Source organism: Streptomyces sp. NPDC041108 (assembly GCF_055592645.1).
This window is the reverse complement of record NZ_JBVIYK010000010.1, coordinates 158852-183152: the sequence shown is the minus strand read 5'-3', so window position 1 is coordinate 183152 and position 24301 is coordinate 158852. Positions and strand designations below refer to the sequence as shown.

General features: G+C 71.8%; 20 protein-coding genes and 1 tRNA gene. 9 read left to right on the top strand and 12 right to left on the bottom strand.

The window, feature by feature from the left end:
* Positions 1–179: 179 nt before the first annotated feature.
* From ACZ6BB_RS27130 to ACZ6BB_RS27105, 6 genes are all read right to left on the bottom strand, one after another.
* Complete coding sequence (locus ACZ6BB_RS27130; RefSeq protein ID WP_471617766.1) at positions 180–1838, bottom strand: long-chain fatty acid--CoA ligase; 1659 nt, start codon at positions 1836–1838, stop codon at positions 180–182.
* Between the two features lie 238 nt (positions 1839–2076).
* The gene (locus tag ACZ6BB_RS27125) at positions 2077–2796 is read right to left on the bottom strand and encodes a SigE family RNA polymerase sigma factor (RefSeq protein ID WP_471617765.1); all 720 of its coding nucleotides are present in this window, start codon (positions 2794–2796) and stop codon (positions 2077–2079) included.
* A gap of 218 nt (positions 2797–3014) precedes the next feature.
* Positions 3015–4181 carry a lipid-transfer protein gene (locus ACZ6BB_RS27120; protein ID WP_471617764.1) on the bottom strand — a complete coding sequence of 389 codons (1167 nt, stop codon included), beginning with the start codon at positions 4179–4181 and terminating at the stop codon, positions 3015–3017.
* Positions 4178–4627 carry a MaoC family dehydratase gene (locus tag ACZ6BB_RS27115; protein ID WP_471617763.1) on the bottom strand — a complete coding sequence of 150 codons (450 nt, stop codon included), beginning with the start codon at positions 4625–4627 and terminating at the stop codon, positions 4178–4180. The genes ACZ6BB_RS27120 and ACZ6BB_RS27115 overlap by 4 nt, the downstream gene beginning before the upstream one ends.
* Positions 4624–5721 (bottom strand): bifunctional MaoC family dehydratase N-terminal/OB-fold nucleic acid binding domain-containing protein, encoded by a 1098-nt coding sequence (locus tag ACZ6BB_RS27110; RefSeq protein ID WP_471617762.1) that lies wholly within the window; start codon positions 5719–5721, stop codon positions 4624–4626. The genes ACZ6BB_RS27115 and ACZ6BB_RS27110 overlap by 4 nt, the downstream gene beginning before the upstream one ends.
* Before the next feature lie 436 nt (positions 5722–6157).
* Positions 6158–6406, bottom strand: a complete 249-nt coding sequence (locus ACZ6BB_RS27105; protein ID WP_471617761.1) for a hypothetical protein — start codon at positions 6404–6406, stop codon at positions 6158–6160.
* A gap of 63 nt (positions 6407–6469) precedes the next feature.
* On the opposite strand from ACZ6BB_RS27105, the gene ACZ6BB_RS27100 reads away from it, so the two are divergent.
* On the top strand, positions 6470–7342 hold the full coding sequence (locus tag ACZ6BB_RS27100; protein WP_471617760.1) for a bifunctional DNA primase/polymerase: 873 nt from the start codon (positions 6470–6472) through the stop codon (positions 7340–7342).
* A gap of 77 nt (positions 7343–7419) precedes the next feature.
* On the opposite strand, the gene ACZ6BB_RS27095 is transcribed toward ACZ6BB_RS27100, so the two are convergent.
* From ACZ6BB_RS27095 to ACZ6BB_RS27085, 3 genes are all read right to left on the bottom strand, one after another.
* Complete coding sequence (locus ACZ6BB_RS27095; protein ID WP_471617759.1) at positions 7420–7632, bottom strand: antitoxin; 213 nt, start codon at positions 7630–7632, stop codon at positions 7420–7422.
* A gap of 413 nt (positions 7633–8045) precedes the next feature.
* A tRNA-Ser gene (locus ACZ6BB_RS27090) sits at positions 8046–8132 on the bottom strand.
* A 495-nt stretch (positions 8133–8627) separates the two neighbouring features.
* A complete protein-coding gene (locus ACZ6BB_RS27085) occupies positions 8628–10424 on the bottom strand; it encodes a S1C family serine protease (protein ID WP_471617758.1) in 1797 nt (598 codons plus the stop codon).
* 255 nt (positions 10425–10679) lie between these two features.
* Between ACZ6BB_RS27085 and ACZ6BB_RS27080 the strand changes: the two genes are divergently transcribed.
* The 3 genes from ACZ6BB_RS27080 to ACZ6BB_RS27070 all read left to right on the top strand — a co-directional run bounded on the left by ACZ6BB_RS27080 (position 10680) and on the right by ACZ6BB_RS27070 (position 13679).
* Complete coding sequence (locus ACZ6BB_RS27080; RefSeq protein ID WP_471617757.1) at positions 10680–11489, top strand: glycerophosphodiester phosphodiesterase; 810 nt, start codon at positions 10680–10682, stop codon at positions 11487–11489.
* Between the two features lie 418 nt (positions 11490–11907).
* Positions 11908–12537, top strand: a complete 630-nt coding sequence (locus tag ACZ6BB_RS27075; RefSeq protein WP_471617756.1) for an ATP-binding protein — start codon at positions 11908–11910, stop codon at positions 12535–12537.
* Positions 12538–12689: 152 nt separating this feature from the next.
* Entirely contained in the window at positions 12690–13679 is a 990-nt protein-coding gene (locus ACZ6BB_RS27070) for a DUF5926 family protein (protein ID WP_471617755.1), read from the top strand.
* A gap of 246 nt (positions 13680–13925) precedes the next feature.
* On the opposite strand, the gene ACZ6BB_RS27065 is transcribed toward ACZ6BB_RS27070, so the two are convergent.
* Both ACZ6BB_RS27065 and ACZ6BB_RS27060 read right to left on the bottom strand, forming a co-directional pair.
* Positions 13926–14723 (bottom strand): hypothetical protein, encoded by a 798-nt coding sequence (locus ACZ6BB_RS27065; protein WP_471617754.1) that lies wholly within the window; start codon positions 14721–14723, stop codon positions 13926–13928.
* A 55-nt stretch (positions 14724–14778) separates the two neighbouring features.
* Positions 14779–15444: a bifunctional DNA primase/polymerase gene (locus tag ACZ6BB_RS27060; RefSeq protein ID WP_471617753.1), complete on the bottom strand. Its 666-nt coding sequence runs from the start codon at positions 15442–15444 to the stop codon at positions 14779–14781.
* Between the two features lie 513 nt (positions 15445–15957).
* Between ACZ6BB_RS27060 and ACZ6BB_RS27055 the strand changes: the two genes are divergently transcribed.
* Together ACZ6BB_RS27055 and ACZ6BB_RS27050 are read left to right on the top strand one after the other, a co-directional pair.
* Positions 15958–17481, top strand: a complete 1524-nt coding sequence (locus tag ACZ6BB_RS27055; RefSeq protein WP_471617870.1) for a PP2C family protein-serine/threonine phosphatase — start codon at positions 15958–15960, stop codon at positions 17479–17481.
* Positions 17482–17641: 160 nt separating this feature from the next.
* A complete protein-coding gene (locus ACZ6BB_RS27050; RefSeq protein WP_471617752.1) occupies positions 17642–19123 on the top strand; it encodes an aminopeptidase P family protein in 1482 nt (493 codons plus the stop codon).
* A gap of 47 nt (positions 19124–19170) precedes the next feature.
* On the opposite strand, the gene ACZ6BB_RS27045 is transcribed toward ACZ6BB_RS27050, so the two are convergent.
* Positions 19171–19497, bottom strand: coding sequence for a triphosphoribosyl-dephospho-CoA synthase (locus tag ACZ6BB_RS27045; RefSeq protein ID WP_471617751.1), 327 nt, complete (start codon positions 19495–19497; stop codon positions 19171–19173).
* 742 nt (positions 19498–20239) lie between these two features.
* On the opposite strand from ACZ6BB_RS27045, the gene fxsA reads away from it, so the two are divergent.
* From fxsA to ACZ6BB_RS27030, 3 genes are all read left to right on the top strand, one after another.
* Entirely contained in the window at positions 20240–20437 is a 198-nt protein-coding gene (gene fxsA, locus ACZ6BB_RS27040) for an FxSxx-COOH cyclophane-containing RiPP peptide (RefSeq protein WP_471617750.1), read from the top strand.
* A 34-nt stretch (positions 20438–20471) separates the two neighbouring features.
* Positions 20472–22880: an FxsB family cyclophane-forming radical SAM/SPASM peptide maturase gene (locus tag ACZ6BB_RS27035; protein ID WP_471617749.1), complete on the top strand. Its 2409-nt coding sequence runs from the start codon at positions 20472–20474 to the stop codon at positions 22878–22880.
* Positions 22881–23029: 149 nt separating this feature from the next.
* Positions 23030–24280 (top strand): TIR-like protein FxsC, encoded by a 1251-nt coding sequence (locus ACZ6BB_RS27030; protein WP_471617748.1) that lies wholly within the window; start codon positions 23030–23032, stop codon positions 24278–24280.
* Positions 24281–24301 lie beyond the last annotated feature (21 nt).

Below are 24301 nucleotides of genomic sequence, written 5' to 3'. Positions count from 1 at the left end.
GACTTGGGGGAAGGGGTGGAAAAGGAGTGCTCAGGGGGACGGGGGGGGGCGGTTCTTCCGCGAAAACCCCCCCCCCACCGCCGTCGTACGCACGAGTCCTGGCTTCCCGGCCGGCGCGTCCGGTCCGGCCGATCCGTTCGATCCGGCCAGTCCGGCCGATCCGTCCAGTCCGTCCAGACCTAGATCTGGGTCACGTCCAGCGAGCCCTCCGCGTACTGCCTGCGCAGCACCTTCTTGTCGAACTTGCCCACGCTCGTCTTCGGCACCGACTCGATGATCGTCCAGCGCTCCGGCAGCTGCCACTTGGCGATGTGACCCTCGTCGGCGAGGAAGGTGCGGAGGGCTGCGAAATCGGTGGTGGAGCCTTCCTTCAACACGACCGTGGCGAGGGGTCGTTCACCCCACTTGTCGTCCGGTACGGCGACGACGGCGGCCTCGGCGACGTCAGGGTGGGCCATGAGGGCGTTCTCCAGCTCGACGGAGGAGATCCACTCGCCGCCGGACTTGATGACGTCCTTGGCCCGGTCGGTGAGCGTGAGGAAGCCGTCGGGGCTGATCGTGCCGACGTCGCCCGTCTTCAGCCAGCCGTCCTCGCTGAACTTGTCGTCGGGACGGACGGGCTCGGCGCCCTGGCCGCCGTAGTACGCGCCCGCGATCCAGGGACCGCGCACCTCCAGCTCACCGGCGGACTCGCCGTCCCAGGGCAGGCGTTCGCCGCCGGGGCCGGTGAGACGGGCCTCGACGGAGGCGGGGAAGCGGCCCTGTGTGAGGCGGTACGCGAGCTCCTCCTCGGAGCCGGCCTCGACGTGGGCCGGCGGCCGGGCGATCGTGCCGAGCGGCGAGGTCTCCGTCATGCCCCAGGCGTGGCAGACACGCATGCCCAGCTTGTCGAATGCCTCCATGAGGGCCGGTGGGCAGGCCGAGCCGCCGATGGTGACCTGGTTGAGCGAGGAGACCTCGCGCGGGCGGGCGGTCAGCTCCGCGAGCAGGCCCTGCCAGATGGTGGGGACGGCGGCGGCGTGCGACGGCTTCAGCGTCTCGATCATCTCGGCGAGCGGGCCGGGCTGCAGGAAGCGGTCCGGCATCAGCAGGTTGACGCCGGTCATGAAGGTCGCGTGCGGCAGGCCCCAGGCGTTGACATGGAACTGCGGGACGACGACGAGCGAGAGGTCCGTGTCCGTGAGCCCCATGGACTGGGCCATGTTGACCTGCATGGAGTGCAGGTAGATCGAACGGTGGGAGTAGACGACGCCCTTGGGGTCGCCGGTGGTACCGGAGGTGTAGCACATGGCTGCGGCGGAACGCTCGTCCAGCTCGGGCCAGTCGTACGTGGTCGGCTTGCCGGCGATCAGGTCCTCGTACTCGTGCACCTGGACGCTCGCTCCGGCAAGCAGCGACCGGTCACCGGGTCCGGCGACGACGACGTGCTCCACCGGCTTGAGGTGCGGGAGGAGCGGCGCGAGGAGGGGCAGCAGCGAACCGTTGGCGATGATCACGCGGTCGGCGGCGTGGTTGACGATCCAGGCGAGCTGCTCGGGGGGCAGCCGCAGGTTGAGGGTGTGGAGGACCGCGCCCATGGAGGGGATCGCGAAGTACGCCTCCACGTGTTCCGCGTTGTTCCACATCAGCGTCGCGACCCGCTCGTCGCCGTCGACTCCGAGGTCCTCGCGCAGGGCGTGGGCCAGCTGCGCGGTGCGGGCGCCGATCTCGGCGTAGGAGCGGCGTTCCGGTTCCCCGTCGCCGGTCCATGTGATCACCTGCGACGTCCCGTGGATGACCTGCCCGTGGGTCAGGATCCTGGAGATCAACAGCGGTACGTCCTGCATGGTGCTCAGCACGGCGTCCTCCCGGGGCGGCTCTGCCTACGCGGTGGTAACGGTTGCGCTGATTCTGCTCACATACCGAGCGGTATGTCACTAGGGGACAAGATGATCGATCAGACAGAGTGACCCGTCGCGCCCGAGTTCGAGCCCGCGTTCGAGCCCGGATTCGAGCCCGGATTCGAGTCGAGCCGTCCGGGTCCACAGCCGCAGGCGTCCGACTTCGGGCCGGATTCCTGACAGCCCAACGAACGGCTCAGCGCACGGGTTCCAGTTCGGGATCCTCGCGCAGCTTGCCCAGCGCACGCGAGACCGCCGACTTCACCGTACCGACCGATACGCCGAGAACCTCGGCCGTCTGCACCTCGCTCAGGTCCTCGTAGTACCTGAGGACGACCATGGCCCGCTGCCGCGCCGGCAGCTTCATGATCGCCCGCCACATCGCGTCGTGCAGCGCCTGCTGCTCGGCCGGGTCGGCGGCCTGGGTCCCCTCCGGCTCCGGCAGTTCGTCGCACGCGAACTCGTCCACCTTCCGCTTGCGCCACTGGGACGTGCGGGTGTTGAGCAGCGCGCGGCGCACATAGCCGTCGAGGGCCCGGTGGTCCTCGATGCGCTCCCAGGCGACGTAAGTCTTGGCCAGCGCGGTCTGCAGCAGGTCCTCGGCGTCGCACGGGTTCGCGGTGAGCGAGCGGGCGGTCCGCAGCAGCACCGGCTGGCGGGCCTTCACGTACGCCGAGAACGACGGGTAGGACGCGTACGACGACGAGTGCGGCAGGTTCGTCAGGCCAGGCAGGGCCGACCGCGCCGACGTCGACCGGACGGCCCCAGTCGACCGGACCGCGGCCGGGCGGGCCGCCGTCGTCGAGCGGGGGGCCGCTGCCGGTCGGGCTGCCGCAGTCGATCGGGCCGGGGTCGACAGGGTCCGCGGCCCTGGTGCGGCGGCCGTCGAAGCGCTGGTGCAGACGGGTATGGTCATGGCTCCACGCTAGGAGCGGGCCACGCCCGGCGGATCGGCCGCAGGTCCCGAAGCCGAATCCCTCTCAGGTTGTAGAAGTGGGGCAGACCTCACCTACTGCAGGTGGATGAGCAGCCCCCAGGTACTGAGGGTGTACCCCTGAGAACCACCTGCCCGGGGTGTACGGCATCGACTCCCAAGGCACCCGATAACCCCCTCATCCGTCACATCCCGACCACTCACCCGCCCGTCCCCAGTACCAACCCCGAGGTCGGCACCCCGGTCCCGGCGGTGACGAGGACCCGCTCGGCACCCGCGACCTGGTTCACGGCGGTGCCCCGCACCTGCCGCACCGCCTCCGCGATGCCGTTCATCCCGTGCAGATACGCCTCGCCGAGCTGCCCGCCATGGGTGTTGATCGGCAGCCGCTCCTCGGCGACGAAGTCCCCCGCCTCCCCCGGCCCGCAGAAACCGAACTCCTCCAGCTGCATCAGCACGAACGGCGTGAAGTGGTCGTACAGGATGCCCACGTCGATGTCGTCCGGACCCAGCCCCGAGGTCCGCCGAAGCCGGCGGGCGACCACGCCCATCTCCGGCAGCCCGGTGAGATCCCCGTCGTAGAAGCCGGTCATCTGCTGCTGCGCCCGGCCCGCGCCCTGCGCTGCCGCCACGACCACGGCGGGCGGCTTCGGCAGATCCCGCGCGCGCTCCACCGAGGTCACGACGATCGCCTGACCGCCGTCCGTCTCCTGGCAGCAGTCCAGCAGCCGCAGCGGCTCGACGATCCAGCGCGAGGCCGCGTGCTCGTCGAGGGTGATGGGGCGGCCGTGGAAGTACGCCGCCGGGTTCGTCGCCGCGTACTTCCGGTCGACCACGGCCACGTGCCCGAACACCTCGGGGGTCAGCCCGTACGCGTACAGGTAGCGCTGCGCCGCCATCGCGACCCAGGAGGCGGGCGTGAGCAGCCCGAACGGGAGCGTCCAGCCCAGCGCCACGCCCTCCGCCGACGGCTCGCGATGCCGTACGCCCGAACCGAACCGCCGCCCCGAGCGCTCGTTGAACGCCCGGTAGCAGACCACTACCTCCGCCACACCCGCCGCCACGGCGAGCGCCGCCTGCTGCACGGTCGCGCACGCGGCGCCGCCGCCGTAGTGGACGCGTGAGAAGAAGGACAGCTCACCGATGCCGGCCGCCTGCGCGACCGTGATCTCCGGGCTCGTGTCCATCGTGAACGTCACCATCCCGTCCACGTCCGCCGGCGCCAGCCCCGCGTCGTCGAGCGCTGCCCGCACCGCCTCCACCGCCAGGCGCAGCTCACTGCGTCCCGAGTCCTTGGAGAAGTCGGTCGCACCGATGCCGACGATCGCGGCGCGCCCCCCGAGCCGGTCGATGGTTCGTACGCTCATACGAGGCCCCCGGCCTTGGTGGCGGACGGAGAACCGGGGTCATCCGCACCGGCCTCCGGCGTGGGCAGCGTGACCGTGACCGTGCCGGTGACGTGTCTGCCGATGCCGTTCTCGCCGATGATCCTGACCGTGACGGTGTGGCCGTCGGTCGTCTCGACCCTGCCGGTCAACACCATCGTGTCCCCGGGGTAGTTGGGCGCACCGAGCCGGATGGCCACCTTGCGGAGGACGGCGGACGCACCGAAGTGATCGGTGACATAGCGTCCCACCAGCCCGTTCGTCGTCAGGATGTTCATGAAGACGTCCGGTGATCCGCGCCGCCGCGCCAACTCGGGGTCGTGGTGCACGTCCTGGTAGTCGCGCGAGGCGATCGCCCCCGCGACGACGAGCGTGCGGGTGATCTCGATCTCCAGCGGCGGCAGCACGTCCCCGGCCCGGGCCCTCATACCCGCTCCACCTCCTCCCCCGTCCCGACCGCCCTGCCGTCCGCGCTGCCCGCCTCGTCCGCGCGGAACACCGGCAGCTCCAAGTCCTCGTCGTGGCGCACGAATTCGAGCCGTACGGACATTCCGATCCGCACCTTGTCGTACGGCACCCCGATGACGTTGCTGACGATCCGGACCCCTTCCGCCAGCTCGATCAGCCCGACGGCGTACGGCGGGTCGAAGGCCGGAAAGGGCGGATGATGCATGACGACGTACGAGTACACCGTGCCGTCGCCGCTCGCCTCGACCGTGTCCCACTCGGGGGAACCGCACGCGTTGCAGCCCGGGAGCCAGGGGAGACGGAGCGTGCCGCAGTCGGCGCAGCGCTGGATGAGGAGGCGATGACGCGCGACGCCTTCCCAGAACCCGGCGTTGTCACGATTGACGACGGGGCGGGGGCGCCGGGGCTGCCGTTCCGGCGGTTGCTGATCCTGATGTCGCCGCTCCCGGCCCTGCCCCACTCGATCCTGTTCCACTCGGTTCTGCTGCTCCCGGCTCTGCTGCTCCCGGTTCGGTCGCTCGCGATGTCGCTCGTCGGCCGGGGCGGGTGTCCCGGACGTCCTCGCCGGTGCGTACTTGAGGATGCGGAAGCGATGGGTGCCGACGAGTTCGCCGCCTCCCTCACCGGCCCGGACATCCATGCGGGTCGTGACGAAGTAGCCCGTGCCCAGCCGGGTGGTCTTCCGCTCGGACACCGACTCGACGACCGAGTCGAACGTGATCTCGTCCCCCGGCCGCAGCGCCCGCAGATACTCCTGCTCGCAGTCGGTGGCGACGACGGAGGTGTACCCGGCGTCGTCGAGCAGAGCGAGGAGCTCGTCGTACGCCGCCGAGCGCGTCTCGTGCCCGCTCAGGCCACCCATCGTCCACACCTGGAGCATGGTGGGCGGGGCGATGGCATCGGGTCCGGTGTACGCCGGGTTGGAGTCCCCCATGGCCTCGCACCAGTGCCTGATCATGGGCGCGTTGACGGGATCCTTGCCCCGGCCGCCGAGGACGGCCGCGCGCCCCTCGTACGCCTTGAGCCGTACGGACAGGTCCTCGGTCACCGCCACGGCCCCACCGTCCCCTCCACAGTAATCCGATTCTGACTACCCGTCAGATTGAAGGAACTGCTGCCGGAACTGTCAAGGTCGCCGAGACATCCCCCGCTCACGGGCGGCGCGTTCGTGAACGGCCCGCGAGATCAACGGAGAACGCCGGAACACGCCGGAAAGCGCCGGCACATGCCGGAACATGCCGGAGAACGCAGGAGGTCGCCGGTGCGGCGGCGATCCGGAGACGGCCGTGCGGGGATCCAGGGACACCCCGGCGGGAATCCGGAAAACGCCTGTGCGGCGGCGCTTCGGCACCGCCGCACAGGCGTGTCACACTCCACGAACATGTCCCACATGTCCCATACACTCCGCACCCGAGGGTCGGATCCGGGGCCTCGGAGCCGGGGCGACCTCATCCGCCCGCCCTCGAACCCCCGGCCCGCCCTCGACCGGCTCACCAGAGGTCGGCGAAGTTGACGACGGCGTTCTTCTGGTCGATGGCCGTGAGGCCGAAGCCGTTGACCTGGGCGGTGTTGTTCTGGTCGGAGGCGCCCGAGCCGTTCGCCTGCTGCCGCGAGGTCGACGAGTTGCCGCTGTTGTCGCGACCGACCCCGCTGCCGACGAGGTTCGCCACGCCGGCGTTCGATCCGTTGTCCGCGAACGAGCCGTTGTCGGCCGTCGCCGCACCGGCGAACAGCCCCACGACGACCGAAAGGGCCCGCCGAACCCTCTTCCCATTATCGAACGTACGTACGAATATAGAAGCATGGCCACCATAGACCGGCAGGCCGGAACCCTGGCCCTGGCACACGCCCTCTCCGCCGCCGAACGCGGACTGGCGGTGATCCCCCTCTCCCGCTCGAAACTCCCGGCCCTGCGCTCCCCGCACCGTGACGACCCCCACCCCCACCCCCGCCCCTGCCACGGCGAGTGCGGCCGCTTCGGGCATGGCGTCCACGACGCCTCCACCGACCCCCGCCGCGTTCGCGAACTCTTCTCCGCCGCCCCCTGGGCCACCGGTTACGGCATCGCCTGCGGCCTCCACCCCCACCATCTGATCGGCGTCGACCTCGACACGAAGTCCGGTACGGACTCCTCGACGGCCCTGCGCGAACTGGCCCTGCGGCACCTCTTCACGATCCCTGAGACGGTCGTCGTGCTGACACCCAGCGGCGGACGCCACATCTGGCTCACCGGCCCACCCGACGTCGTCGTCCCCAACTCCGCGAGCCGGCTGGCGCCGGGCATCGACATCCGCGGCGCCGGCGGCTACCTCGTCGGCCCCGGCTCCCGCACGGATCACGGTGTCTACGGCACCGCCCCCGGCACCTCCCACCTCGCCCCGGCCCCTTGCCCACCGGCCCTGCTCCGCCTGCTCTCACCACCGCCACGCACGAACCCCTCCGGCACCACCACCGCTCACGGCCACGGCCACGGCCTGGTCCACTTCGTCCTGACCGCCCAGGAAGGCCAGCGCAACACCCGACTCTTCTGGGCCGCCTGCCGCGCCTACGAGAACGGCCTCGGCCCGGACCTCACGAACGCCCTGGTCGAGGCGGCCGTACGCACGGGCCTCACGGAACGGGAGGCCCGCTCGACGGTGGCGTCGGCGGCGCGGATGTCGGGCCGGAGGCCGTAGCCCGCGGCGACCGCCGAGAACCGGTCGGCAGAGGTGAGGTGAGATCCCGACCGGTTCTCGTCGACCGCCCGGCGCTCCTACCGGCGGGGCGGCTCCTCGCGGCCGGTCTCGCCCTGCCCCGTCTGCTCCGAGCCCATCTGGCGCCTGAGCCTCTCCTGCGCGGAGTCGACCTGACCGCTGTACTTCCCCTGCGTCCTGCCGTCGACGTAGTCGCCGGCCTTGTCGGTGCCCTGCCCGGCCTGATCCTCGTGCCCCTTCAGCATCTGCTTCAGCTTGTCCATCACAGACATGGCGTCTCCTTCCACCGCTTACACGGTCCCCACCAGCATCAGCGCCCCGCCCACACCCCGCATCTCGTGACCCCGGCCGACGAACGGCCCCCGGCCAAGGCCGATGGGAAGCGACGGGCTTCGGTCGGGTGGGCGCTCCGAGATTCGGTACCGCCTGCCTCGCACTCGGCGCGCTGGGCGTGCTCGGCCCCTCAAGGCCGGCCGCGGGGGAGCTGCGTGAGCCTCAGGTGAGTCCGACGGCGTGACAACACGGACGGCCAGCGACGGATTCGGCGCGGACACCGGCCGACCACTGTCACAGCAAGTGGCCCTGAATCCTGGCCGCAGGTCGGCCGCAGGCGCCGGTCAGAAAGAAGGGGTACCGCTCCGGAGAGTGGCACCCCTTCTGACCTGCAAGCTTCTGACCTGCGATGCGGTGGGTGTGGGATTTGAACCCACGGTGACATCGCTGCCACGACGGTTTTCAAGACCGTTCCCTTAGGCCGCTCGGGCAACCCACCCACGCCCCGGCCCACCTGGGGCGGAGCGGGTACAGACTACCCGGCGTGGGCGGTGGTCGGGGGCTTGGTCCGTGTGAGGGTCGGCGGTACGGGGGATCGTGGCGCCGGGCGGGGTCCTTGGCGCAGTTCGGTCGGTGAGCTACCGCCGGGTCGCTGTCGGCCTGACGGTGGAGCCGAGGCGTTCCACTCTGCCGCCAGGGCTGCCGCTGCTCAATGGCACGGAACTTTTGCTGCTCGTCCTGGACGACTACTTCGATCCGGTCGCACCCGAGATGTTCTGGCGCCTCGTCACCGAACGGCTCCGGATCGAGATCCGCTGCGAGTCGTTGTACGGCGGCGAGGACTTCGGGGCTGTGAAGGGCCCCGGCACCGGCAGCAGTAGGGGCCGAGAGGTCACGGCCGCAGTGGTCCACGCCAGCGCGCCCCGGCGCCGAACCACCCCACCGATCAAGGGTGTTCCGGCGCCGGGGCGCGCTGGCGTCGTGGTTGCGCGGGTCAGCTGTCGCCCTCGCGTTCGCCGAGGGTGACATCCGCCGTGCGGGTCTTGCCGTCACGGGTGTACGTGAGGGTGACCTTGTCGCCGGGGAGGTGGGTCCAGATCTCGCCGATGAGGGTGGGGCCGCTGTCGATGACGTGGTCGTCGAGCTTGGTGATGACGTCACCGGGCTTGAGGCCGGCCTTGTCGGCGGGGCCGTTCGCGGTGACGGAGTCGGAGCCTCCCTCACCGGAGGGGGTGATCTTCGCTCCGCCCGTGCCCTCCTCCAGGGAGACCGAGGCGCCGATCACGGGATACACCGGCTTGCCCGTCCTGATCAGCTGCTGGGCCACGTTCTTGGCCTGGTTGATCGGGATGGCGAAGCCGAGGCCGATGGAGCCCGCCTGGCCGGAGCCGAAGCTGCCGCCGCTGCTGGCCGACTGGATGGCCGAGTTGATGCCGATGACATTGCCGCGGGCGTCGAGGAGGGGGCCGCCGGAGTTGCCGGGGTTGATCGACGCGTCGGTCTGCAGGGCGCTCATGTAGGAGGCCTTGCTGCCGGAGGAACCGTCGCTGGAGGCCACCGGGCGGTTCTTGGCGCTGATGATGCCCGTCGTGACCGTGTTGGAGAGGCCGAAGGGCGCGCCGATCGCGATCGTCGAGTCGCCCACCGCGACCTTGTCGGAGTCGCCGAGCGTCAACGGCTGCAGGTTCGACGGGGCGTTCTTGAGCTTGATGACCGCCACGTCGTAGCCCTGCGCGTGGCCGACGACCTCCGCGTCGTACTTCTTGCCGTCCGGGAAGGTGGCCGACACCTTGCCGCCGTCGACGGCCTCCGCCACCACGTGGTTGTTGGTGACGATGTGGCCTTCCTTGTCGAACACGAAGCCGGTGCCCGTGCCGCCGTCGCCGTCGCTGTTCGACGCCTCGATGGTCACCGTGCTCGGCAGCGCGGAGGAGGCCACGGCGGCGACCGTACCGGCGGCGCGCTTGACGTCCCCGCCGTTCTGGGAGGCGGAAACGGTCGTGGAACCCGTGGAGTTGTCGTTGCGGTCGGCCAGTGTGTAACCGATGCCGCCGCCGACACCGCCCGCGACCAGCGCGGCCACGAGGATCGCGGCGATCAGGCCGCCCCGCTTCCTGCCCGCCGGCTTGGGGGCCGGCTGCTGCGTCTGCTGCCACGAGGAGCCCCAGCCGCCGTCACCGGGGCCGCCGGTGCCACCGGCTCCTCCGGCCGCACCCGTGTCCGCGTACGCGCCGCCGCCGTTGTCCGCGTACGACGGGACCGCGGGCGGTGCCGGAGGGGGCCAGGAGGCGTCGGGTGCGGAGGACCCGGTCCCACCGGGAGCGTGTCCGTAACCACCGCCGGGCGCCTGGCCCATGCCGTATCCCTGCCCCGGGGCCGCCGCGTACCCCGGCGCCCCGGCGGACACCAACTCCGGGTGCGGCTGATGAGCCACCGGCTGCTGTGCCGTCGGGTGCTGGGCGGTCTGGTGCTGTGCCGTCGGGTGCGGCATCACCGGCTGCTCGGCCGTCGGGTGCGGCGCCACCGGCTGCTCCGCCTGCGGCACCTGTGGCACCTGCGGCTGCACCGCGGTCGCACCCGGCTCCGGGGCCGTCGGCGGGACCGGCGGGAGCTGGGTCGTCGGCGCGTTGTCGGCGCTCGTTCCGCCTGCGGGCGCCGGGGCGGAGGCGTCCGCCGGGGCCGCGCTCGGCTGTTGCGCCGGGGCCTGCGCGGAGGCAGCGGGAGTTTCCACCGGCACGGGAGGTGCGGACGGGGCCGGGGGTACCGGGGTGCCCTCGTTCTCGGTGCTCACAGCTTTTCTCCTCGATCCACGGCTTCACCTTGTCGGCGGTCGACTGTTCGTTGGTCGCGCATCGGACTGTGCGCAAGTTTTGTATGGGGTCAGCTTTTCCCACGAGCCGTCAGGGCACCATAAGCGGTGCCTGTGGGTCCGGGACCATCCTTTATATAGGATCTATCGGACTATTGACGCGTACCGTGTGTACGAACCCGGTCGTCCAGCGCCACCGCCCCCACACCTACCCCGTCCCGGTGGCACCATGACGCGGTGACCCACGTACGACAGCTCCCGATTCAGGTCGTCGCCCACCGGGGGGCCTCCGAGGCGGCCCCCGAGCACACCCTGGCCGCGTACAAGAAGGCGATCGAGGACGGCGCCGACGCCCTCGAATGCGATGTGCGGCTGACGGCCGACGGCCACCTCGTCTGCGTCCACGACCGGCGCATCAACCGTACGTCGAACGGCCGGGGCGCGGTCTCCGCACTGGAGCTGGCCGATCTGGCGGCCCTGGACTTCGGCTCCTGGAAGAACGGCGACGAGGCCCCCGACTGGGAGGTCACCCCCGAGGACCGGGCCGACACCTCCGTTCTCACTCTCGAACGCCTGCTCGAACTCGTGGCCGACGCGGGGCGCCGGGTGGAGCTGGCCATCGAGACCAAGCACCCCACGCGCTGGGCGGGCCAGGTCGAGGAACGGCTGCTGGTCCTGCTGAAGCGGTTCGGGCTGGACGCCCCGGAGACGGCCACCGAGTCGCCGGTACGGATCATGAGCTTCTCGGCGCGCTCGCTGCAGCGGGTCCGCGTCGCGTCCCCGACACTGCCGACGGTCTACCTGATGCAGTTCGTCTCCCCCCGGCTGCGCGACGGGCGTCTGCCGCACGGTGTCCGGATCGCGGGCCCCTCCATCCGGATCGTGCGCAATCACCCCGCCTACATCGAGCGCCTGAAGAGCGCCGGCCACCAGGTGCACGTGTGGACCGTGAACGAGCCCCAGGACGTCGACCTCTGCGTCGAACTGGGTGTCGACGCCATCATCACCAACCGCCCCCGTGCGGTGCTCCACCAGCTCAGCCGCTGACCGCGCGACGCCCACCGGAACCCACCCGAACCTACCTGAACGCACCCGAACCTGCCGTGGTCTGCCGGGCCCGCCGAACCTGCCGGGCCCGCCGAGCCCGCCGGATCCCCTCGCACCCGCCGCAACCCCTCACGCCCGCCGGGACCCGCCGACCGCACGGCCTCCCACAACCTCGAACACACCGATTCCGACAGCTTCCAACACCACGCCCCGGGACCGTTCCGAACACGCCGCTGTTCACAGCTGCGACCACCGCACCGACCGCTTCACCGCGCCTGCGCGGCACTTGACGGAGGTAAGAATTCCGCCAAGGCGGCCGGTCGACGACCGGGGACAAGTCGGCATATCAGGGACGAAATTCAGCCAGTCGGCTACAGGGAGTGCACCGGCGCGTTCGGTACGTATTCGATTGTCGCGAGTGCGTCAGAGCACATGTTCCGGCCGGTTTCCGGTCCAGTCCCATGGGGCATTCACACCGTGGCGTGGGGCGAAGGAGGTCTCGGGGGTGGCGTTGGTGGTGGCACAGGAGGTGCCCACGTCGTCGAGCATGGCCGTACCCCATGGCCCTGCGGGCGTGGGGGAAGCGAGGCACCGGATGCGCGACCAGTTGCGCGACGGCGGTGTGGCGGACACGGTGATCGACGATGCCCTGCTGATCCTTTCCGAACTGCTCAGCAATGCCTGCAAACACGGCAGGCCGCTGGGCGACGCACTGGCCGGCGACGGTGACGTGCGCTGCGCCTGGCGCATGGATCCCACCGGACGGCTCACGGTCGAGGTGACGGACGGCGGTGGTCCGACCCGTCCGGTTCCGTCCACGCCCTCGGTCACCGCACACGGCGGCCGCGGGCTGAACATCGTCACGGCACTGGCGGACGACTGGGGCGTGCGCGACGACGCCCGCGGCGAGGTCACCGTGTGGGTCGTCGTCCAGGACGACATCTACCGCGCCCACCGCAGGGACGACTTCGCCAGCCGCGTCGCAGCCCCGTCGGTCTCCACCGTTCCCGACCTGGACTTCGCGGACGCGTTCGACGACCTGGACTGACCGGGCGGCCTGGGGCCCAGGCGTACGCAACCTGGCCCGAACCACCGGTTCCGGGACGACTCGGTGCGTTGTCCACAGGGTCCCGTCGGTCGTCGTACGAGCGGCTAGGCTCGCGCCAGTACGAGACGAGCCGTGATCGGGAGACACCCACGATGGCCAAGAAGCGACCCCACACGAAGGCCAAGCGCCCGCAGGGCACCGGCGGAGTCGGCGCCGCAGCCGCCGATGGGCAGGTCCCGGTGGTCGGCGCGCGCGAGCAATGCCCCTGCGGCAGCGGCCGCCGCTACAAGGCCTGCCACGGCCGGGCCGCCGCCCAGGCGGTGACCGAGCTGGTGCAGCGCCCCTTCGAGGGCCTGCCGGGTGAGGGCGACTGGATCGCGCTGCGCGAGCTGGTGCCCGCCGCCACCGTCGAGCTGAAGCTGAAGGACGCGCTCCCGGAGGGCGTCCCGTCGGTGACGCTCGCCACCGTCCTGCCCATGGCGTGGCCCGCGCTGCGCCGCGACGACGGCTCGGTGCTGCTCGGCCTGCAGAACGACACGTCGTCCGGCGACATCAGCCGCGACCTCGCCGACACCCTCCAGCGCGCCCTCGTGGCCGCCCCGGGCACCCCCGTCCAGGGCCGGCGCGCGCCGGCCGACGGACCGCGTCTGCAGGACCTGCTGGACCCCGAAGGAAAGTTCGAGCCAGTTGTGCACACCGGCTTCGAGTTCTGGGTCCCGGACACGGAGAACACGACCCCGGAGGTGACCGCCTCCCTGGAGCGCGCCAACTCCGCGGCGATCCCGACTGTGAAGCTCGCGGGCGTGGACGCGGCGTACTGGTGCGAGACTCCCGAGAAGAACCATTTGCGATGGGTCATGCCGCACGCCGAGGAGCGGCTTCTGGACGCCCTCGCCCGGCTGCACGCGGCGGGGCGCTCCAGCCTCGGCGAGGGCACCCGTCTGGTCGGTTCCTTCCGTGCTCACGGCCTCACCGTGCCGGTCTGGGACCTCCCCAGCGGGGTCGGCGCGGACGATGTCGAGAAGCCGGCGGCCGAGTTCGCCGAGCGGCTCGCCACGGCTCTGGCCGACGAGTCCCCGCTCACCCCGGACGAGCGCCGGGCGCGCGGCGGGCTCACCAACCGGCAGGTGACGCTCAGTTGACCGTCCGGGTCGGCGCCGACCGTGCGGGCGGCTGACCGAATGCGCTCGGGATGTGGTGACTCCTGTCACAACTCCCCTACGTGACAAGCAAATTCGTGTCCGAATAGCCAAGACCGAATTTGCGAAGCGCCGATCTCTTGTTACGGTTTCATTAGCCCGGTTGCTGGTGCATCCCCCGTCGCCAGCAACCGGGTCTTCTTATGCCCGGGGTCCTGGACGCTTCCGCCGCACCGACCCCGCTCGGCCTCAACGCCCTTGCGAACGCCCTGCGTTGCTCCCTGAGCGCAGCAACAGCGGCCCGTCGCCGCCCGGTGCCGCGAACTCCGCCACGGCCGTGTACGCCCCCAATACGCCCCGCGTGCGCTCCCTGGGCGTCTCGCACGCCCCCGGCTCGTCGTGCGCGCCCACGGCGCAGTGCATCCGTACGGTGTGACCGCCGGGCGCCATCATGCTCAGGACCGAACTCAGCTCGCGTCCGGTGGCGTTGCGGTAGTACGTGCGGGCCCAGGTCTGCTCGCCCTGCGTGAGGACACAGGTCTGTGCCTCGATGCCGTCGGGGGAGGTGAGTGCGGGGCCGCAGCGCGTGGCCGTGGCGATGCCGATGTCGAGCAGGCGCCGCGAGGAGCGCGCGGGGTCGTCCTCCGTGCCGGCGGCGCCGCCCGTCGCCTTTCCGGCCGACCCACCCGATCCGCCCGGCCCACTCGGCCCACCCGCCTTCGGATCGACATGCCCGGAGGACTTCTCGGCGGACCCTCCGACCCCGTCGACGGCACGGCCCGGGCCGGGGCCGGGAACCCGCTCGGGCGCGAGGGCTCGGTCGGAGGTCCGGGCAGGCTCGGAGACGGGTACCTCGTCGAGGGGGCCCGCGGAGGCGGCGAGGGGCAGACCGAGCGCGACCGCGACCGCGGCGGTCAGGCCCGCCAGGCGCAGTCGGCGCGGATCGGGCCCGCCGCGCGCCCACTCGGGTGCTCTACGGCTCCAGGGCGGGGGAGCGCTGTGGCGACCGCGCGGAGGGGCCCCGCGGCCCCCGGGAAGACGCTGCATGTCCGGAAGATAACGACCGACCGGGGGCGCCCGGCCCCGTGCGCGCCGGGCGCGCTCAGAACTCGGGCGCGCTCACACCCGTACGAGTGAGGGCGTCGACGACCGCGTCCACGACCGCCTCCACGTCGGGCACCCAGGGCGCGGCCGAACCGGGCAGCGGGGCCCGCTCCCAGCGGATCAGACCGTGACCGGTCTCGGAGGGGGGAAGTGCCAGATAGCCGCCCTCGCTGTGGAAGCGGAGCGAGCCGGGCACGAAGTCCTTGGCGTAGAGCAGCTCGCCCAACTGCTCCATGGAGTACGGCGCGACGAGGATCGCCCAGCGGTGCGGGGCCGCGACCACGGGGCCCAGGCGCATGCCGGTACGGTCCAGCGCGGCGAGGGCGCGGGAGGCGGCCAGGGCCGGCAGGCTCACCGCGCAGGGGGCGCTGCCACCGGTGGCCAGCACGATCGGCGCCGTCGGGCGGTTGCCCCACCACCAGCGGACCATGCGCTCGTCGGTGGTGGCGGCCAGCAGCCCGGGGTCGAAGGGGTGAGCGCCGGGCACCACGCACTCCGGGTCCGGGCAGCCGCAGCGGGCACGCCCCTGCGGATCCGGCGCCACACCCGGGAGTACGGGCCACTGCCATTCCGTCGCGAACGTCAGGGCCTGCTCAAGAAGCTCGGGCCTCCCGCCGCTGCGCCTGGACAGGAGCCTGCGTCGCTTTCCGGGGATCTCGCGCATGAGCGCTCGTCCTTTCCGTTGCACGCATGGCAACACCGTGGGTCACATCACAACATGTGTCGTTCACTGCACTGTGCGTACCTGCTGGCGCATCACACCCCTGTCGCGGACAAGGGGAACCCCTGCGGGCCGGGCTCGGTTACGTCCGCGTCCATCGCTTGCGTCGACTTGCGTCTGTCAAAAGCATGGGCATGGCGTAGGGGTGGCGGCGCCTGGCGTTTTGCCGTCTCGCATGTGCTCGCCGCCTCCGCCACGGGAGGATGGGGCTCGGTCGTCGGTGGATAGGACGCCCGGGTCCGTCGCCAGGTTCCGGGCGACCTCCGCCACCCCTGGCCTTCACCGAGTACGTACCCATCACGACCGCTGTGACGCTCTGTTGAACAAGGCCAGTCGACCTCAATACACCGTTCACCACAACACTTTTTGGCCAACTTTGCTTTACCCGAAGGAATGGACAAGGGGTTGACAGATGTCCAACAGCGCCTCACGGACACCAGATATCCCAGCAGGACAATGCTGGACATCCCCTCACGAGTGCGTGTACATGTGGAGAGACTGCTAGCGGCGCAGAATGACATGGGGGTTTGCGATGCTTTTGAGCAATACGCACCGGTCGGAAAGCCGGACACCATGAACGCCCCTCACCCTCCGAAAGTGGCTGGAATCGATTCAACGGTTCCCTCCCCCGCACACACTGTCGCGCCCGCGCCCGCCGCCCCTGGTTCCCCACCGGCCCCTTCCACCACAGGACCGGCCACCGCTCCCGGGGCCGTTCTGCAGGACAGACTCGCGGGCTGGGTCTCGGATCTCACGACGCTGCACGAACTCACCGAACGCCTGACCCGCACGGACTCACTGGACAGCGCGCTGGAGGAGACCCTGCGCGCCGGAGCCGCCCTGGTCGGCGCCCGCCGCGGTCTCCTCGTCCTGGAACCGGCCGACGGACTCGGCCCGGACACCACCGTGGGGCTCGGTCTCGGCCGGGCCGACCTCGGGCACATCGAGACCGTGCCGCGCAGCTCCCTGGCGTACGGCCGCATCCTCGACGGACTGCCGGGCGGTGACGGCGAGATCGCCCAGCCCGACCTGTTCGCCGAGGACGGGCTCGACCCGCGCCACCGCGAGGTCGCCGCCCGGCTCGGTTACGCGGCGAGCTACGCGCTCCCCCTGTCCGCCGAGAGCGCCGGCCGGCTCGGCGCCGCCGTCTGGCTGTACGACGAGCCCGCGGAGCCGGTCGAGCGGCAGCGGCACCTCGTCGGGCTCTACACCCGGTACGCCGCCGAACATCTGGCCCGGCTCGCCGAGGTCGAACGTACGCGCGCCTCCATGGCGACCATCGCCGAGGAACTGCTGCCCTCCCGGCTGCCCCGGGTCGCCGGCGTCCAGCTCGCCGCCCGGCACCGCACCGGACCGCGCGGCGGCGGCGACTGGTACGACGCGCTGCCGCTGCCGGATGCCGCGCTCGGTCTCGCGGTCGGCTCGGTCACGGGGTCGGGGCCCAGCGCGATCGCCGCGATGGGACGGCTGCGGGCCTCGCTGCGGGCGTACGCCGTGATGGAGGGCGAGGACCCCGTCGCCGTCCTCTCCGACCTGGAACTGCTGCTGCGCCTGACCGAGCCGGCCCGCTCGGCCACCGCGCTCTTCGCCTACGTGGAGCCCGCGCTGCGCAAGATCACGCTGGCCGGGGCGGGGCACAGCCCGCCGCTGGTGATCGGCGAACGGCGCACCGAGTTCGTGGAGACCTCCCTGTCGGCGCCGCTCGGCATGCTCGCCTGCTGGGAGGCGCCGAGCGTGGAGCTGACCGCTCATTCAGGAGAAACCGTCCTGCTGTACACCGACGGCCTCCTCCAGCGCACCGGCGAACCAGTCGACCGCGCCTTCGCCCGCCTGCACGCCGCCGCGGCCGGTGTCCCCCGGGCCCTGCGCACCGATCCCGGCGCCATCGCCGACCACGTCCTGCGCACCGTCCTGCCGGAGCGGCTCGACGCGGCCGACGGCACCGAGGACGTGGTGCTGCTGGCGGCGCGGTTCGAGTAGACCCGGCGGCCCCCTCCTTCGGGCAGGGGTCACCGGTCCCTCCCGGCTGCTTGCCGTGAGGGACCGGTGACCCCTGGTGAGAGGTTCCTGGACCGCCCGGGTCCCCGGCGGTGCGACCGTACGATGGACGCGGTCCAGTGCCGTACCTAGGAGGATGACCGTGGCGGACGAGCTCGAGCCGGTGACCCCGGAGACCGAGGCGACCGAAGCCGAGGAGCCGATCAAGCAGCGCAAGAACGGCCTGTACCCGGGCGTGTCCGACGAGCTGGCCGAGAACATGAAGTCGGGCTGGGCCGACACCGAGCTGCACGGCCTGGAGCCGATCGCCCAGGCCGCGGAGACCGCCGCCCGCCGCGCCGCGCTCTCCGCGCGCTTCCCGGGCGACCGCCTGGTGATCCCCTCGGGCAACCTCAAGACCCGGTCGAACGACACCGAGTACCCCTTCCGGGCATCGGTCGAGTACGCCTACCTCACCGGCAACCAGACGGAGGACGGCGTCCTCGTCCTGGAGCCGACGGGCGCCGAGGGCCACGAGGCGACGATCTACCTCCTGCCCCGCTCCGACCGGGAGAACGGCGAGTTCTGGCTCTCCGGCCAGGGCGAGCTGTGGGTCGGACGGCGGCACTCGCTGACCGAGTCGGCGGAGCTGTACGGCATCCCCGCGAGCGACGTGCGCGAACTCGCCGACAGGCTGCGCGAGGCCACCGGCCCGGTGCGGGTCGTCCGCGGGTACGACGCCGGCATCGAGGCGGCGCTCCACGACAAGGTCACGGCCGAGCGCGACGACGAGCTGCGGGTCTTCCTCTCCGAGGCGCGGCTGGTCAAGGACGCCTTCGAGATCGGCGAGCTGCAGAAGGCGGTCGACTCGACCGTGCGCGGCTTCGAGGACGTCGTCCGTGTGCTGGACAAGGCCGAGGCCACCTCGGAGCGGTACATCGAGGGAACGTTCTTCCTGCGGGCCCGGGTCGAGGGCAACGATGTCGGCTACGGCTCCATCTGCGCCGCCGGCCCGCACGCCACGACGCTGCACTGGGTCCGCAACGACGGTCCGGTGCGCTCCGGCGACCTGCTCCTGCTGGACGCCGGCGTCGAGACGCACACCTACTACACGGCCGACGTGACCCGGACCCTGCCGATCAGCGGCACGTTCAGCGCGATCCAGAAGAAGATCTACGACGCCGTGTACGACGCGCAGGAGGCCGGAATCGCCGCCGTGCGGCCCGGCGGCAAGTACCGCGACTTCCACGACGCCGCGCAGCACGTGCTGGCCGAGCGGCTGGTCGCGTGGGGGCTCGTCGAGGGGCCCGTGGAGCGGGTCCTGGAGCTGGGTCTCCAGCGCCGCTGGACCCTGCACGGCACGGGTCACATGCTCGGCATGGACGTCCACGACTGCGCCGCCGCACGCGTCGAGTCCTACGTCGACGGGACGCTGGAGCCGGGGATGGTGCTCACGGTCGAGCCCGGCCTGTACTTCCAGGCGGACGACCTCACCGTTCCCGAGGAGTACCGGGGCATCGGCGTCCGGATCGAGGACGACATCCTGGTGACGGAGGAGGGCAACCGCAACCTCAGCGCCGGGCTGCCGCGCGGTTCCGACGAGGTCGAGCGGTGGATGGCCTCGCTGCGGGGTTCGCGGGACTGAGCGGGCCGGCCGTTCGGCCGCGGGCGCGTGGGGGCTGGCCCAGGGGCCTAGGGGGCGCAGCCCTTGGGGGACGGGGCGGGCAGGGCGTCCACGAACAGCGCCCCGGCCAGCAGCGACCCACTCCCACGAGGACTCCACCCCCGCTCCTGGAGATCCATGTCGAGCGTGGCCAGCGCCTCCCGCCCCGCGTCCGTCGCCGTACCCCCCGCCTCGATCACCGCCCGCCCCCCGGCCTGCACCTGCCGCAGCCCGTGCGGCCCGGCGGTGTAGAGCAGTTCGGTGTCCTGGAGCGTGGACATCACCGTGAGGAGCGCGTCGAGGCGGGCGTCCCCCTCCGGCGTTCCCGCCACGCGGGCCACGGCCAGGACGTCCAATGCCCGGGGGTGCCAGTTCCAACTGGTGGGTGAGGGCGGCCACCGCGGCCCGGGCCAGCGTCTCGTCCTCGCGGCTGCTCATGCGTGTGCCTACGAGGCCGTCTCGGAGCCGGTGGCGCCGCCCGTGAGGGCGTCCGCCGGGGGCTCGCCGGACGGAGGGGCACCGCCCTCGCCGCCGGCGCCACCGGCGCCGGTGTTCTCGGCGTCGGGGTCGATGCCGAGGGTGAGGAGGCCCGGTAGCCGCGGGCCGGTTGCGCCTTCTTCACGGCCTCGAGGGTGAGCAGGCCGCCGGCGGCGACCGTGCCTCCGGTCACCGCGAGGGCGCGGCAAGCGTGATCGTTTCGCTGTGCTTTCCCGTCATGGCGGCGACGTTGGGGGCGCACCCGCTCAGGGGGCCGAGGTCCGGCTGTGCGCGGGCTGAGAGTGCCCGGACGCCGGCGGCGGCACCGGAACGGGGCCTTCCCCGCTCGGCCCGCCGCGCCGGATCCGGGGGATGAGACGGTTCTCACGTTTGCCGTCCTGTAAACGGACGAGGCTTGTGTTGCCGTTCGAAGCATTCCTCGGCGTCGGCTATGTTCTGGTCGCGACCAGCAGCTGACCGGATATTCGGCGCCGCCGGTCCGACCGGACGCCAACTTCTTCTGCTGCCGACGTTCGAGTGAGAAATTCCTGTCGGCAACCGCTTCATCGAGCCGCAAGACCGCAACCCGTCGGTTTCCACGCACAGATTGATGAGGTCTTCATGAACGCATCCCTCGACCCCACGGCCGAAGAGTCAGGGTCCACGGCCGCCGTCGGTCCGCAGCGGGTGTCCTTGGTGCAGTTGGCGGCGCGGAGCAAGGGCGCGCAGTCGCCCGCTCTGACCCGTGCCGTGTCGAACGGCGTCGAACGGACAGGTCCGGGACGGGTCGCGGTGGCGGCCTTCCAGTCCTCCGTCTGACACCGCCCGTACCGGCCGCACCCCTGTGACCGTCATGGACCGACCGCCCCTGCCTCTGCGCCAGTTCGTGCTGAAGATGCACAGTCGCTGTGATCTCGCGTGCGACCACTGCTACGTGTACGAGCACGCGGACCAGAGCTGGCGCGGTCGGCCCCGGGTGATGTCGGACCTCGTCCTGCGCGCCACGGCGGAACGCGTCGCCGAGCACGCGAAGAACCATGGGCTCACCGCCGTCCACGTCGTGCTGCACGGCGGCGAGCCCCTCCTCGCGGGCCGGACCCGGCTGCGCGCGGCCGCCACGGAACTGCGCGCCGCCCTCGACGGCGTGTGCGAGCTGGATCTGCGGATCCACACCAACGCCGTCACGCTCGACGAGCGGTTCCTGGACCTGTTCGACGAGTTCGGCATCAAGGTCGGCGTCTCGCTGGACGGCGACCGGGCCGCGAACGACCTGCACCGGCGCTACGCCGACGGCCGCAGCAGCCACGACCGGGTCCTCAGGGCCGTCGAGCTGCTCGGCCGGCCGCACTACCGCCACCTCTTCGCCGGCATCCTCTGCACGATCGACCTGCGCAACGACCCGGTCGCCGTCCACGACGCGCTCGCCGAACTCGCCCCGCCCCGCGTCGACTTCCTCCTCCCGCACGCCACCTGGGAGGACCCCCCGCCGCGCCCCGCGGACGACGTCGACGGCACCGCGTACGCGCGCTGGCTGCTGGCCGTCCACGACCGCTGGACCGCGACCGGACGGCCCATGGAGGTCCGGGTCTTCGACTCCGTCCTGCGGACCCTGCGCGGCGAGAGCAGTCTGACCGAGTCGCTGGGGCTGGACCCGGCCGACCTCGCCGTGATCGAGACCGACGGGACCTTCGAACAGGCCGACTCCCTGAAGACCGCCCACGAAGGGGCCCCCGCGACCGGCCTGGACGTGTTCTCCCACTCCCTGGACGAGGTCGCCGCGCATCCCGGGATCGTGGCCCGGCAGCAGGGCCTCGACGGGCTGGCCGAGCGGTGCCGTTCCTGTCCGGTGGTGCGCTCCTGCGGCGGCGGCCTCTACGCCCATCGCTACCGGTCCGACGGCAGCGGGTTCCGCAACCCCTCCGTGTACTGCTCCGACCTGCTGTCCCTCATCACCGACCTCCGGGACCGTCACATGAGCGAGCAGTCCGCACCGCCCGTGCTCGCCGAGGCCCTCCTGGACGAGCTGGCCACGGGGCGCGGCACGGACACGACCGTGGACCTGCTGGCCCGTCACCAACTCGCCCTGGGCCGCGAGCTGCTGGGCCAGGTACGGCACGGGACGACACACGCACCGGCGGGCGAGGACGCCGAGGGCGCCGAGGAGGCGTGGAACACCCTGACCGCCCTCGACGGCGAAGCCCCCGAGGCCGTGGACACGGTCCTCGCCCACCCCTACGTACGGCCCTGGGCACTCGGCTCCCTCGGGGCAGGTCCGCGCTCGGGACCGGCGGAGCCGACCTCGGCGGCCGTCCGCGGCATCGCGGAGATCGCCGCCGCCGCGGCGGTGCGCGCCGGGCGTCCGGCGGCGGTCGTCGTCCCGGTCCACGACGGGCTGCTGCGGCTGCCCTCGCTCGGGACGCTGACGGTGGAGCCGGGCGCCGGGAGGGCCGTGGTGCGCGCGGACACCGACGGCTTCACGGTCCACGCGGACGGCCGGACGTACACCGTGGCCCGCAACGGACCCGGGGACCCGGCCTGGCGGGGGAGCCGGCGGTTCGAGCTGGACGGCTGGTCCGTGACCCTGGAGGACACCGACCCCTGGCGGGCCTGCCACGGGCATGCGGCGCACCCCCGGCTCACCGAGGAGGAGGCCGAGGCGTGGCGGGACGGCCTGGCCGGGGCCTGGGCCTGGATCCGCCGCGAACTGCCCCACCACGCGCCGGGGATCGCCGCGGGGCTCCGGGTGATCACCCCGCTGCTGCCCTCCCCCGAGGCCGCCGACATCAGCTCGGCGGCCCGCGACGCCTTCGGGGCCGTGGCGATCGCCCGCCCCGCCGCGCCGGAGACCCTGGCGCTGCTCCTCGTCCACGAGTTCCAGCATGTGAAGCTGGGCGCGGTCCTGGACCTGGTGGACCTGTACGACCCGGCGTGCGCGGAGCTGTTCTACGCGCCCTGGCGCCCCGACCCGCGCCCGTTGGAGGGGCTGCTGCAGGGGACGTACGCCCATCTCGCGGTGGTCGACTTCTGGCTGGCCCGGTGGCGGGGCGGGGGCGGGCGCCCGGCCGAGATCCGGTTCTCCCGGTGGCGGGACCAGACGGCGGAGGCGGTGGACACCCTGGCGGCGTCGGGGGCGCTGACGGAGGCCGGGGAGCGGTTCGTCGCGGGGCTGCGGCGGGCGCTGCCGGATGACGAGGTGAGCGAGGACGCGCGGCGTGCGGCCCGGCGGGTGGCCCAGAAGCACCGGCGGACGGTTCTGCCGTAGGGGAGTGGTGTGTCTCCTGCTTCCGCCCGCGTGTTCGAGGGTCGGGCAATTCCCGCCCGGCGCCGGGACATTGGGCCCGTTCGTCATATTCCACGTGCCCCTGCCCGCTTCCTACACTGAGGAAAGTCACCGGGCATCGGGGGGCACGGGTGCGAGGAGATGCGGCCAACGGCGGGGGAAGCCCATATTTCTTCCTGAGTTATGCGCACACCCCGCGCAACGACGCCGGTGACACCGATCCGAACATCTGGGTGAAGAAGCTGTACGACGGACTGTGCGCGCACATCATGCAGATGACCGATCTGCCGCGCGGCGCACGGGCCGGGTTCCTGGACCAGGGCATGGCGGTCGGCACCCGCTGGACGGACGAGCTGTCGGAGAACCTCGCGCGCTGCAAGGTGTTCGTGCCGCTGTACTCGCCGCGCTACTTCATCAGCGAACAGTGCGGGCGGGAGTGGTGGGCCTTCTCCCAGCGCCAGATCAGCCACCGGGCACGCGGCGGGGCCGCCCGGGAGCACGCGATCATCCCCGCGTTATGGGTGCCCGTGGAACCCGTGCAGCTGCCGCACGCGGCGAAGGACCTGCAGTTCAACCATGTGTCCTTCGGCCAGGACTACGCGGAGGAGGGATTCTACGGGCTGACCAAACTCCGGTATCTGCGGGACGAGTACGAGCGGGCCCTGTACCGGCTGGCCAAGCAGATCGTGCACGTGGCCAGGGTGACGGAGCTGGACGAGGGGCGGATGTACGACGAGTACGAGTCGCTGCCCAGCGCGTTCGGCGCCTCGGGACATCCCCCGGAGTTCGACATCACGGTCCTGGCGTGCACCCGCTCCGACCTGCCCCCGGGGCGTGAACCCGACTGCTACGGCCCGCTGCCGCGCGACTGGAACCCCTACCACCCGGCGTCGGCCCGGCCGCTCGGCGAACACGCCGCCGACCTGGTGCGCACCATGGACTACAAGGTGAACATCGGGGACTTCGAGAAGGACGCCGACCGGCTGCTCGGGCCCGGCCCGCCCCGGGCGCCCGGACTGCTGCTGCTCGACCGGTGGGCGCTGGGCTCCGCCAGGGGCCGGGAGCTGCTGGAACGGCTGTGCGAGGAACAGCGGCCGTGGATCAGCGTGATGATCCCCAGGTGCGAGGACGACGCCGGTCCGGCCCGGGAGAAGAGACTGACGGCGCTCACCGAGAGGGCCCTGGCCGCCCGCATGACGGAGGGCAGCGGGCACCGCACCCTCAACGGTGGCATCCGCACCCTGGACGCCTTCGGCAACGAACTGCAGACGGCCGTGAAGCAGGCCGTCGCCTCCTACGAGGCACACGCGCGGACCTATCCGCCGGCGGGACCCCGCATCGCACCCCCGCGGCTGAGGGGCCCGGCGGACCTGGGCGGCTAGCGCCCGGTGGCACGGGGACGT